Consider the following 12999-nt stretch of genomic DNA (forward strand, 5'->3'; position numbering starts at 1 on the left):
AATGGATATTTCTCTCATTTGGGCCATGATCATCGCGCTAGGCGTATTGATCTACGTCATTTTGGATGGCTTCGATCTTGGTATCGGCATCCTGTTCCCATTTATTAAGGGACAACAAGAACGTGATGTCATGATGAATACCGTTGCACCCGTTTGGGATGGCAATGAAACATGGATGGTACTGGGCGGTGCTGGATTATTTGCAGCCTTTCCAATTGTCTATGCAACTGTTTTATCTGCTCTTTATATGCCGATTACCTTGATGGTAATTGCGCTAATTTTTAGGGGAGTTGCTTTTGAGTTTCGCTTTAAAGCAAATCGCTCAAAAGCATTATGGGATCTGGCTTTTATTTGCGGTTCAACCTTAGCAAGTTTTCTACAAGGCGTGATTTTAGGTGCTTACATTCAAGGTTTAGAAACTGAAAATGGGATCTTTGTCGGTGGTAGTTTGGATTGGCTAACACCCTTTTCTCTCTTTACAGGTTTAGGCGTTGTGATCATGTATGCCGCATTGGGTTGCGGATGGTTAATTTTGAAAACTGATGATGGTTTACAAGATCGAATGTATCAATTAATGCCTAAATTAATCTTTGCACTGTTCGTTATTTTCGCAGCCGTCAGTTTATATACTCCTTACAGCCAACCTGCTATTGCTGAAAAATGGTTTGCAATTCCACAACTGATCTATTTCAGTCCTGTTCCTATTTTAGTCGTTATTTTTACGTTCTTGACATGGCAAGCTTGTTTAAAAAGGAGTGAATACAAACCTTTCATTTATACCTTGATGCTGATGTTCTTGGCTTACTCTGGCTTTGTCATCACTCTATGGCCAAACATTATTCCTCCATCTGTTACCATTTGGGAAGCTGCCGCACCGCGAGACAGTCAGGTCTTTGCATTAATTGGTGCATTGATCATGATCCCAATCATTTTAGTGTACACCTTTTGGGGATATTGGATTTTTCGAGATAAAGTCCGTGTTGGCGATCAAGACTACCACTGAGGTGAACGACGATGAAATCATCACAAATCAAATGGTTTATCGGCTTATGGATCGTGGGTTTTGTAGGTTTAGCAATTATTGCTGGCCTATTTAAAGCCTTACTGGTTTTAGCCTATCATTAAGCAATAACATTATCAGATGTTTGGTTAATTCATTAGCCAAACATCTTTTTATTTTCAGATAGATAAACAATCCACGTATCTCCATTCTAAAAAGAAATAACCAGTATTATTTGCTATTTTTTTGATATTTAAGCTATGTTGAATCAAAACCAATTAGGTATATATGACATGACAATTTTAGAATTATTAGAAATTAAACATCCTATTTTTCTTGCACCAATGGCTGGTGTTTCTACACCTGAACTTGCTGCTGAAGTTTCTAATCAGGGAGCTTTAGGTTCATTAGGTTTAGGCGCAAATACACCTTCGGCAGCTAAGGAGCTGATTTTAAAAACTCAAGCGCTAACTGAAAAACCATTCCAAGTCAACTTTTTCTGTCATCAATCTGAATCACTCAATCCAGACATCGCACAGCAATGGATTGAATATATTGCGCCACATTTTGAAAAATTTGGCACAACACCACCGACACAACTGAACTGTATTTACCCAAGTTTTTTAGATAATGATGATTTCTTAAATATTGTTTTAGAAACTCAACCTAAAGCCGTGAGTTTCCATTTTGGGATCCCCCATCCTCATCAAATTAAAGCATTAAAAGATGCAGGTATTATCACAATGGTATCTGCAACTAACTTGATCGAAGCGCAGCAAATTGAAGCTGCGGGTATTGATCTGATTATTGCTCAAGGGATTGAAGCAGGTGGACATCGAGGAATATTTAATCAACATTTTGATGCTGCGATCAAAACCTTAGATCTGGTGCAGCTAATTTCTAAACATTGCACAACACCTGTAATTGCTGCTGGCGGTATCATGAATGGCGAACAGGCAAAGCAGATGTTAAAAGCTGGTGCTTCAGCCGTTCAATTAGGCACAGCCTTTGTTCAATGTAAAAGCTCAAGTGCGAATACTGCATATCGTAAAGCATTATTTAATCAAAATATTACCCAAATTAGTGCTAGCTTATCAGGTCGTCCTGCACGAGGTCTGATCGGGACTTGGCATACTGAAATTGATCGTCCTAACCGACCAAATGTTCCAGCCTACCCATATACGTACGATTTAGCTAAACAGTTGATGGCGATTGCCAATCAACAACATGATTTTAGTTATGGTGCATTTTGGGCAGGTAGTAATGTTGCTCAAATTCGAGAACTCGAAGCTGCTGATCTGGTGAATCAATTGGTTTTAGAAATTAAAAGTAACTAAGCAGAAAATAAAAAACCGATCTCTGATCGATCGGTTTTTTCAAGGCATCTTGTATAAATGCTTATACAAGATGCCTAATTTTTTAATTACTTAATCGCATCCAACAAAGTCTGTTGAGCGTTATGCGGTTCCTCACCTTCCACAAGTTTAGCGCGTTCCCAAACGCCATCACCTTGCAACAACCACGCTTGTTGATTGTCTTTTAGATAGTTCAATAAACCTAGTTGATAGATACGTTTTTTCAAAACTGGATCTTCAATCGGGAAGCATGCTTCTACACGGTTGAATAAGTTACGATCCATCCAATCTGCACTTGAACCATAAATACGTGGATTACCATTATTACTAAAATAAAACACGCGTGTATGTTCTAGGAAACGTCCAACAATTGAGCGAACACGAATATTTTCAGATAAATTTGGCAAACCCGGGCGTAAACAACAAATCGAACGAATGATCAAATCAATTTGTACACCCGCTTGTGAAGCTTCATACAATTTATTAATGAGCTGAACTTCGGTGAGTGCATTCACCTTCACAATAATCTGTGCAGGTTTACCGGCTTTTACATTGGCAATTTCATCGTCAATGAAGTTAATCAGTTGAGCATGTAAAGTGAATGGTGCATGAAGCAGCTTTTTCGGCTTCGCCATTTTCCCCATACCAGTCAATTCTTGGAAAATACGGTGCACATCTTCGCAGACATCTTTATCTGTCGTCATCAAACCATAATCGGTATAAATACGCGCATTACCCGCATGATAGTTACCTGTTCCCAAATGAACATAGCGTACTAATTTATTATTTTCACGGCGTACCACTAAAATCATTTTGGCGTGAGTCTTATAGCCTACAATGCCATATACAACGACTGCACCTGCTTCTTGCAATACGTTAGCAACCTCGATATTTGACTCTTCATCAAAACGAGCACGCAACTCAATAACTGCGGTCACTTCCTTACCATTACGTGCAGCTTCGGCAAGTACTTGTACAATTTCAGAATCCACACCACTACGATAAAGTGTTTGCTTGATTGCAAGCACTTGTGGATCACGCGCTGCTTCACGTAACAATTGAATGACTGGTGCAAATGATTCAAATGGATGATGCAATAGAATATCTTGCTTTTGCATTGCAGCAAAAATGCTTTCCGATTTTTTGAACGCTTTTGGAATCACAGGTGTATGTGAGTCATAACGTAAATGCGGACGTTTAAAATTTGAAAGTAAACGCGCTAAATTTACTGGTCCATCAACACGATAAAGCTGTTCTTCGTTTAAGTCGAACTCGTCCAGTAAATATTCATAAATATGTTTTGGACAATTATGCGTTACTTCTAAACGTACTGCGCGACCAAAACGACGTGAACTCAACTCACCTTTTAATGCTTTAGCAAGATCTTCAACATCTTCATTCAATGCTAAATCGGCATTACGCGTCACACGGAATTGATAACAACCTGTTGCTGTCATGCCTGGGAATAGATCAGAAACATGCTCGTGAATAATCGCAGAAAGCATGACATGGTGTTCTTTACCATCGGTCAGCTCATCTGGTAAACGGACAACACGAGGCAGTGAACGCGGTGCAGGAACAACGGCTAAATCAATTTGACGACCAAAGGCATCTTTTCCTTCTAAGGTGACAATGAAGTTCAAGCTTTTATTGACTAAGCGAGGAAATGGATGCGCTGGATCAAGGCTGATTGGTGTCAATACTGGCGCTACTTGCTCTTGGAAATACTTTTTGATCCAAGCAGATTGTGCAGGTGTTAACTCGCCACGACGTAAGAAGCAAATATCTTCTTCACGTAACTTCGGTAAGATTTCTTCATTTAAAATACGATATTGGCGTTCGATTGCCGCATGTGCAGTTCTAGAAATTTCATCCAAAACTTGTTTAGGTGTCAAACCATCAGGAGTGCGACTTTCATTGCCTAAAGTCAGTTGCTCCATCATGCCAGCAACACGAATCTCGAAAAACTCATCTAAATTACGCGAAAAGATGAGTAAGAAATTCATCCGCTCTAACAAGGGATGGAGTGGATCAACCGCCTGTTCTAGTACACGTAAATGGAAATCGAGAATCGAAAGTTCACGATTTATATAACGATCGTTGTAACTATATTCTATTGGCGCTGTTGTCGTCACTGCAGTATTCATACCGAACCTTATCGCTTTAATTTATCAAGTGATCGTTTAAGTATGCTGCAAAATTATGTCATTTTGGTAAAAAAGCCCAAAAATATTAGGCTTTTTTTAAATAAAATGAACTATTGAGGAATTTGTGTACCATTCATATATTTTAAAATGACACGTTTGCGATATTGCAACTTACGATCATTTCTATGGTCTTGGTAATATTTAGGATTCGGTAATAAAGCAGCTAAAAATGCAGCTTGTTCACGCGTTAAACTTTTTGCACTTTTTCCATAATAAAACTGAGTTGCCGCCTCAACGCCATAAATATTTTGTCCAAATTCCACAGAGTTCATATATACCTCTAGGATTCGACGCTTTGACCACATACGCTCCATCATCCAAGTTGCTACGGCTTCCTGACCTTTACGGATAAATGATCGTTGATTGTAGAGAAATAAGTTCTTGGCAAGTTGCTGTGAGATCGTAGAGCCGCCTGCAACCACTTCACCTTTTTCACTATTCCGTTCTAAAGCATGTTGGATACCCGCCCAATCAAAGCCATGATGATGAATAAACTTCGCATCTTCACCAGCTAAGATCGCGTGCTTGAAGTTATCACTAATGTCATCGTAATCACGCCATTCTTGCTGAATAGGTTTGAAATCCGACCAATAATCAAGCCGCATGAACATTGTTGTTTGAACAGGATGTGTTCTCCACCACACCAAGCTAGAAAAAATCCATAGCTGGATAAGCAGAATTACCCCAATAATCAACATGACTGTACGTGCTAAAAAGGCTTTCATTAAAGTGCTTCACTCCTTCGGATATCGGCGTTATGACATATGATCCATGTCTCGTCCTGTCAATTCATGCTAAGCTATTTTTCATATTCATGGCTAGCTCAAACATATGACGGAAACGACTCCACCACAAATCAATCAAAAAATGCAAATACAAACATGGTGGTTTACTGCAATCTTAATCGCGGTCAATGTTGGATTATTTGGTTGGCAAATCCTTACAGGTGTGAATATTACCGACCCATCCCCTATGGATGCAATCGCTTGGGGCGCCGATTTTACACCACTCACCTTTTCGGGTGAGCCTGAACGCCTTTTTAGCAGCATGTTTTTCCATTTTGGATTGATCCATTTAATGTTAAATATGTGGGCACTCTATATATTTGGCAGTGTTGCTGAGCAGTTATTTGGTCGTTCCTATTATATCGGTATGTATTTTCTTGCGGGTTTGATGGGAAGTGTACTTTCTAGCTATCTGAGTATTCGTGACGGTTATCAACTTTTACAACATTTTGACCCAAGCTTGCTCCCTCATATCAGTGCAGGTGCATCAGGAGCAGTCATGGGGCTGGGCGCAGCACTGACAGCTGTTTCATTATTTCCAGCATTACCAAGACAACGTTTTTGGTTAGATAAAAAATCTCTAGTTATGGTGATGGCGATCAACCTAATCTTTGGTTTTACGGTTTCAGGAATTAACAATGCAGCCCATATCGGCGGCATGATCATGGGGGCTTTGCTTGCAAGTCTTTGGTATTTCGCTCAAAAGACCCAACGTAAAGTTGCTATACAAATGATTGCACTGGTTCTGTGTAGCGTATTACTTGCTGGATTTTATTTTTATTGTACGCAGTTAAGTACAGGTCTCACCCCATTATGGGATGAGATTCTGCGTCAAAATCAACTGACTTTTTAAGATTGATTGATTTCTCTTAAACTTTGTAATGGCGGAATATCGCATAAATAACTCAGACGATATCGTCCAATTAAAGTACATACCAGCATCATTGCTAAAGGTAAAATAAACCAAATTTCTGGATGCAATTGGACTGCCATTTGCATCTTATAACTTGCAATTGTACTGATTACTTCTGCAAATAAACACGCCACAACACCCGCAAGTAAACCAATAAAACCAATCTCTAAGCTGAGCATCCGCTTTAATTTATTTTTAGCGACACCAAATGAACGCAATAATGCAACCTCTTTGCGGCGCTCATCCATTAATACATTTAAGCAGGCAATTAAAACCAACACACCGGACATGCCAACAAGCACGGCCAATACCGTCACGATCTGAACCAATACATTCATCAAGCGTTTAACTTCATCCAATATCCGCCCGACATCAATAAATACTGTATTGGAAAATTGCTGAATGAGCTGTACCATTTTTGGCTGATCGACTGTCGGAACATAAAAACTGCCTAAATAACTTCCTGCATTCTCATCCATGGTTTGAGGAGAGAAAATAAAGAAGAAATTGGGACTAAAACTTTCCCATTCCACTGAGCGAAGATTAATTACTTTGGCTTCTAATATTCCCTCAGGCAAGCTAAAGCGTAATTGATCACCAATTTTAATGCCTAACTCAGTGGCTAGTTTTTCTTCAACAGAAACTTGCCCTACTGCACTGAAATTTGCTTTGCCTTGTGTAATGACATTGTCCGTCGGATATGCACTCGCTTGCGTCAGATTCAATTCACGTCGAAGTGAATTATTTTGCTTAATCAACTCAGGAGAAAATGCCTGATTATTCTTCGCAATTAATCGCCCTCGAATGTTCGGATATAGTGGTGTTGAAGACCAGTTATTCTGCTCAAGCTTTTGTTTAAATTGAGGCATATCAAATGGAGGTAAACCATATACAAATTGGTTTGGCGTTCCTTCTGGTAATTGTTGCTGCCAACGTTGCAATAAATCTGTTCTTAATACACTCAGCACTGTAATCAAGCTTAAACCAAGTGCTAATGCCGTGATTTGTAATGCCGTTTGATGCGGTATACGTACATATGCTGACAAAGGATGCTTTAATCGTTTAATGGCTTTTAACAGCAACCAGATCATCGCAAAAAGCACAGTACATAGCACAAGAATCGCCACTAAGACCAAAAGGCTTAACTGTAAGTTATCGCTCAACACCAAACTGAAAATGATAAGACTAGAAATCCCCACAGCGAACATCGCCACATAGGACTTACGAGAACGTTCTTGTTGACGAATGACCCGAATAGGCGGAGTGTTTAACAGCTCCCAAATACTTGGCAGAATAAAACCGATCAACACCATTACACTGGTGAAAATGGCGATAGGCAAAGCCATGAGTAAATCACTTACCGCAAAACTCAGCTGCAATTGAGGAATCAACTGTAGCATTAACTGCAACAATCCATATCCCAAGCCAATCCCAATCAAACTACCAAGTGCAATCGAAATCAAACTCACAATCCCAAGTAAAATAATGTAAGCCGATAAAATCTGACTCTTACTCGCGCCTAAACAGCGCATCAGTGCAATATGATCTTGATTTTGTTGTACATAACGCTGGCTCGTTAAAGCAATCGCAATACCACATAGCAGAATCGTCAAAAGATTGGCAAGCTGTAGAAAAGTATCTAAATTCTCTATGGGCTTCATCAATCTTGTATTGGATTGACTTGCATCACGTAACTTGAGAGATGTTTGTTCGGCTGCTTCTGCTTGAGACTCTACTTTTTGATTATCGGATTCCGTGTCAATTTGTTGCCTAAATATCTTCTTATAAGCATCGACAGCATTTGGTTCTCCAGCCATCAATAAGCGATATTCGATACGACTACCCACTTGAATAGCATTGGTTTTAGCAATATCAGCTTGATGAATAATCACGGTTGGAGAAAAACCTGAGAACCCAAGCTCTTGATTTGAATCATGTTCAATCAGACCTGTGACTTTAAAATCGCCATCAGCAATTGCAACATTATCCCCCAATTTCACGGCGAGAAGATCCATCGCACGGGGACTCAACCACACCTCTCCTTGTTTTATTTGCTGAGCTTTTGGTGCAATCTCAAGCTGTCCACGAAGCGGAAAAGCGCCATCAATGGCTTTGACATTCACCATGACAAATTGATCTTGAGTATGCGCCATTGAACCAAACAGCGTGACCGAAGCCTGTTTTAAATTGAGTTTTTTTGCCTGTTCATGCCAATTTTCTTGAATCGGTTGATTATCAGATAGAACGAGATCCGCACCCAGCATTTCAGCAGCTTGAAGCGTTACAGCATTCTGAACTTGAGTATTACTGAACTTTAAAGCGGTTGTCGCACTAATAGCCAATGACAGTGCAATGAGCAGTAAATATAAACCACCTGTGCGAAAGCTTTGTAACAGTAAAGGTTTCAGGATCGAGTTCATATTCTCTCCTCAGCCTTTACAATTTCTTGAATCTGACCATCCACAAGTTTGACATGACGTTGACACAGCGCTGCTAAATTTTGATCATGCGTTACCAACACTAAAGTCGTGCCCAACTCATGATTTAAATCAAATAATAGTTGTTCAATTTCTTCTGCTGTTTGCCCATCCAAGTTGCCTGTAGGTTCATCTGCAAAAATAATTTTTGGCTCAGCAATCAATGCTCTTGCAATCGCAACGCGTTGTTGCTCACCGCCCGATAAGACTTTAGGTGTTTGTTGAGCCTGACGACTTAATCCGACTCGCTCTAACCAAGCCAAAGCCTTTTGCTCAGCTTGTTTAAAATGAAAATCAGGCTGTAGACGCAAAGGTAACATCACATTTTCCAATGCGCTAAGCTGTGGTAACAATTGAAATGATTGGAAAACAAAGCCAATATTCTCCAAGCGAACCTGTGCTCGTTGCTCTTCAGTCAGCGAATGCACAGCCTTTCCACACACCCATAATTCGCCTGCACTCGGACGATCTAGTGTTGCTAAAATCCCGAGTAAAGTCGATTTTCCTGAGCCAGACCGACCTGTAATGGCAATTTGCTCACCTGCATAAATCTCTAAATCAATCTCTTTTAAGATGGTTAGATTTTGCTGATTAATTTGAATATTTTGTGTAACTTTTTGGGCAGAAATAATCGCTTGTGGCATGATGTCACGTATCCTTTAGGACAAATTTGAAGTGCTATGCAAATATCTAAAGTTATCTTGTCGGTATCAAAAACGCTTGGAACAATCACTCTATGTTTAGTACCAACACTTGTTTCTGCAAAGACTATTTTAATTTTGGGTGATAGCCTGAGTGCAGGTTATGGTATTGATGCAAAACAAGGTTGGGTTCATTTACTCCAACAACGCTTAAACCAACAGTATCCGAAACAACATAAAGTGGTCAATGCAAGTGTCAGTGGAGAAACAACAAGTGGTGCACTGGCGAGACTGCCAAAACTACTACAAACCTATAAACCAGAAATTGTTGTGATCGAACTTGGCGGTAATGATGGTTTACGCGGTCAGCCACCGCAAATGATTCAAAAAAACTTGGCACAATTGGTACGACTCAGTCAGAAACAAAAAGCCAAAGTTTTACTGTTTGGTATGAAGATACCACCAAACTATGGAACAGCGTATAGCACTGCCTTTGAAAATAATTATAAAGTTGTAAGTCAGCAATATAAGATCAAGCTCTTACCATTTTTTCTTGATGGTGTAGCAGGAAATAAAAGTTTGATCCAAAACGATCAAATCCATCCGAATGCGAAAGCTCAACCGATTCTACTCAATCTCGCCTACCCATACATAAAAGGTGCTTTATAAGCACCTTTTATGACGAAATATATGAGTCGTTAGAAATCAAAAAAAATCACTTCACCAGTTTCTAAAGAATACTCAGCACCCACTACAATCAATTTGCCTTTTTCAATCAAGCTTTCAAGCACTGCTGAGCCGTGACGTAATTGATTCACAGATGCAAATACATTTGAACGAACAGCATGTGCAGACAATTTTTTCAAATCATCCTTTAATTCAGTCTGCATTAAAATTTCGACAGAAGGACGCACACGATTGACAATCGACATGAGATTTGACGATGGTGGTTGATCTGGATTTTTTAAGGTATCAATCGTTGCTTGAATCGCACCACAGTGGCTATGACCCAATACAACAACAACGGCGCAATCATAACGCTCAGCTGCGAACTCAACACTTCCGACTTGCGATGGCGCAACAACATTGCCCGCAACACGAATAACGAATAAATCCCCTAACCCTTGGTCAAATACCATTTCAGCTGGTACTCGAGAATCTGAACATCCTAAAACAATTGCAAAAGGATTTTGTTCACTGGCCATTTCGGCGCGCTCTTGGTGAGAGAGTAGTTTCTGTTGGGTTGCTTCCCCTTTCACAAAACGGGCATTACCAGCTTTTAATCGTTCTAGCGTTTCTTGGGCGGTGAGCATGCTTAAATCCATCTATGATTGACATGAAAAAATAGTTTAATGTGGACATGTTCGAAAGTCACTGACAAAAATAAAAACTCTCAAGTTAAAGGCTGTCGTTTTCATCAAGGAAATAGTGGAAATTTACTCATTTCATTGGCAAGAATTTCCAGACCCTTGTAGATTATGCAAATGACTCAGCTGGAAACTTCAACAATAATCAATTGGTTTAAAAAATAAATCAAGGATAGAACAATGATGATGAATACCCTATTACCGATACCATTTCGTAAAACATTTACAGCTTTTTTACTCAGTTGTAGCCTTGGGGCGATGGCAATTCAAACGACACAAGCTGCTGAAATTGAAATGAGTTTTCAAAATTTATTACAACAAGAACGTGCTTGGGCAGGCTTACAAACTAAAACTTTAAAAGTTGGCGATATTACGTGGTCATATAGTGAAGGCGGACAAGCTGGTAAGCCAATTGTTATTTTAATTCACGGCTTAGCTGGAAGTCGTGATAACTGGAATCGTGTGGCACATGCTTTAACGGCAAATTATCATGTGATCATTCCTGATCTGCCTGCCAGTGGTGAAACAAAAGTCCCTAAAGAATTTGATTATTCTGTTCCAAACGTCACAGAAAAATTACGTCGTTTTATTGAAGCTGCAAATCTTACAGGTCCAGCTCATATCGCAGGACATTCATTAGGTGGCTCAATTGCAATGCTCTACGCTGGTCAGTATCCATTCGAAACGAAAAGCCTGTTTTTAATCGATGCAGCAGGTGTTTATAAGTCAGCGACCACACCTTACCTAAAAGATCCAGCTCAAGTTAAAAATATGATTGTGAGCAAGAAAGGTGATTTTAATTACTTAATGCAACAAGCGATGTACTCGCCACCATTCATTCCAAAAGAAATTGCGCAAGCACAAGAAAAAATGATGATTGGGCAAGTTGAAGAAACACAAAAGATGGTTGATCAAATTATTGCGCTCAATAAGCTATTCACACCTGACTCTTTTGCTTTACTTGCGAAATCAATTGATGCCCCAACACTGATTTTATGGGGCAAACAAGATAAAATTATTAATGTTGAAGTAGCACCTGAGTTAAAATCCCTGCTGAAAAATGCACAGACCCCAGTGATTTTGGATAATGTTGGTCACATGCCAATATTAGAAGCAGATCAATTGGTGGTTCAGCAATATTTACCATTTTTAAGCAAGATTCAGGCGCAAAAACCTGCAACTGCCCCATCACCATAATTTAAATCATTATTTGAGCTTTTATGTCTAAACATCCAATGATAGAACAACTGATTGATGCACAACTTGATTTTTTAGATCATGAATTTGCACAAGCTGAAACTATTCAACATGAGTTAAAGCAGTTCTATCATTGGTTGCGTTTACAACAACTTCAGCATATTTGGTCATTTGAACAGATTATTGATCTGATCGAAAAACAAATTTTAGCAACGCCTGCGAGTTCTTTTTTAGTCGAACAAATTGCTGAACATATCCGATTTGCTTTAATTCATCCGTTAAATGATCAAACTACAATCGAAGATGTAATTCCTGTACTGACCATTGATTCAATCGCGCAATACGTTGCGAGTAAAAGCGGTCATCGTCAACGGCTCATTAAAACGATTGTCAATAACCAAGCGTTCTCAGCATTAGTCACTCAACTAATTCAGCACTCTATCCAAGACTATTTAGATAACTCTGTTATTTCTAAACGTGTACCTGGTGTAGGTCACTTTATGAAAATGGGGAAATCTGTTTTAGAAACAGTCACTGACTCAAACCTGAATGATACTATCGGCCATTATTTGCAAAAGAATATTTTGAAGATTAGCCAAATGAGTGAAAATGTTTTAAATCAACATTTTAATGATGAAAAACTTTATCATTTTCAGGCAAATCTTTGGCATAAAATTAAAGTCATGCCATTATCAGTTTTACGCAATTATTTAGAAGTTCAGGATTTACCCAAAACCGTGGGTATGGGGCATGAAATTTGGGAGCATATTCGTCAAACACCGTATTTAAAACAGCAAGTCCATGACGGTGTTTATGCATGGTATGCACGCAATCAAGAGCGAAGCTTTAATCTGCTGTTACGTGATCTCAATATCGATGAAGACTTAATTCAAAATGAGTTAAGCAAATTATTAGCGCCAGTTTTAAAGCAAGTGATTGAAACAGGTTATTTAAGAGAACGAGCACGTTCTTATTTAGAAAAGTTTTATTATTCTGAACAAGTGATGAGTATTTTAAAACAAGAAAGATAAGGCAAATTCACCTTACCTTTCTTGCA

At 39.1% G+C, this 12999-nt stretch carries 11 protein-coding genes; 6 read left to right on the forward strand and 5 right to left on the reverse strand.

The window, feature by feature from the left end:
* Nucleotide 1 precedes the first annotated feature (1 nt).
* Both cydB and IO68_RS25690 read left to right on the forward strand, forming a co-directional pair.
* Complete coding sequence (gene cydB, locus IO68_RS25685) at nt 2-1003, forward strand: cytochrome d ubiquinol oxidase subunit II (RefSeq protein WP_023013410.1); 1002 nt, start codon at nt 2-4, stop codon at nt 1001-1003.
* Nucleotides 1004-1293: 290 nt separating this feature from the next.
* The gene (locus IO68_RS25690; RefSeq protein ID WP_031234803.1) at nt 1294-2337 is read left to right on the forward strand and encodes an NAD(P)H-dependent flavin oxidoreductase; all 1044 of its coding nucleotides are present in this window, start codon (nt 1294-1296) and stop codon (nt 2335-2337) included.
* Nucleotides 2338-2423: 86 nt separating this feature from the next.
* Here IO68_RS25690 and ppk1 read toward each other — a convergent pair whose 3' ends face one another.
* The gene (gene ppk1 / locus IO68_RS25695) at nt 2424-4502 is read right to left on the reverse strand and encodes a polyphosphate kinase 1 (RefSeq protein ID WP_004878374.1); all 2079 of its coding nucleotides are present in this window, start codon (nt 4500-4502) and stop codon (nt 2424-2426) included.
* Nucleotides 4503-4612: 110 nt separating this feature from the next.
* On the reverse strand, nt 4613-5287 hold the full coding sequence (gene mtgA / locus IO68_RS25700; protein WP_019383930.1) for a monofunctional biosynthetic peptidoglycan transglycosylase: 675 nt from the start codon (nt 5285-5287) through the stop codon (nt 4613-4615).
* Nucleotides 5288-5393: 106 nt separating this feature from the next.
* Here mtgA and IO68_RS25705 point away from each other — a divergent pair, with 106 nt between their 5' ends.
* On the forward strand, nt 5394-6200 hold the full coding sequence (locus tag IO68_RS25705; protein ID WP_023013413.1) for a rhomboid family intramembrane serine protease: 807 nt from the start codon (nt 5394-5396) through the stop codon (nt 6198-6200).
* Here the strand turns inward: IO68_RS25705 and IO68_RS25710 are convergent.
* Together IO68_RS25710 and IO68_RS25715 are read right to left on the reverse strand one after the other, a co-directional pair.
* Nucleotides 6197-8680: an ABC transporter permease gene (locus IO68_RS25710; protein WP_023013414.1), complete on the reverse strand. Its 2484-nt coding sequence runs from the start codon at nt 8678-8680 to the stop codon at nt 6197-6199. The two genes, IO68_RS25705 and IO68_RS25710, sit on opposite strands and share 4 nt — an antisense overlap.
* On the reverse strand, nt 8677-9381 hold the full coding sequence (locus IO68_RS25715) for an ABC transporter ATP-binding protein (RefSeq protein WP_023013415.1): 705 nt from the start codon (nt 9379-9381) through the stop codon (nt 8677-8679). The genes IO68_RS25710 and IO68_RS25715 overlap by 4 nt, the downstream gene beginning before the upstream one ends.
* 42 nt (nt 9382-9423) lie before the next feature.
* Here IO68_RS25715 and IO68_RS25720 point away from each other — a divergent pair, with 42 nt between their 5' ends.
* Nucleotides 9424-10047 (forward strand): arylesterase, encoded by a 624-nt coding sequence (locus IO68_RS25720; RefSeq protein WP_171068572.1) that lies wholly within the window; start codon nt 9424-9426, stop codon nt 10045-10047.
* Between the two features lie 29 nt (nt 10048-10076).
* Here the strand turns inward: IO68_RS25720 and IO68_RS25725 are convergent, their stop codons facing one another.
* A complete protein-coding gene (locus IO68_RS25725) occupies nt 10077-10691 on the reverse strand; it encodes a carbonic anhydrase (RefSeq protein WP_004878368.1) in 615 nt (204 codons plus the stop codon).
* A 237-nt stretch (nt 10692-10928) separates the two neighbouring features.
* Between IO68_RS25725 and IO68_RS25730 the strand changes: the two genes are divergently transcribed.
* Together IO68_RS25730 and IO68_RS25735 are read left to right on the forward strand one after the other, a co-directional pair.
* Nucleotides 10929-11942 (forward strand): alpha/beta fold hydrolase, encoded by a 1014-nt coding sequence (locus IO68_RS25730; protein WP_029424850.1) that lies wholly within the window; start codon nt 10929-10931, stop codon nt 11940-11942.
* Nucleotides 11943-11965: 23 nt separating this feature from the next.
* Complete coding sequence (locus tag IO68_RS25735) at nt 11966-12973, forward strand: hypothetical protein (protein WP_023013417.1); 1008 nt, start codon at nt 11966-11968, stop codon at nt 12971-12973.
* The last annotated feature ends 26 nt before the right edge of the window (nt 12974-12999 follow it).

Origin of the sequence: Acinetobacter sp. COS3, assembly GCF_000475335.1 — a bacterium.
GTDB classification, from domain to species: Bacteria; Pseudomonadota; Gammaproteobacteria; order Pseudomonadales; family Moraxellaceae; genus Acinetobacter; species Acinetobacter venetianus.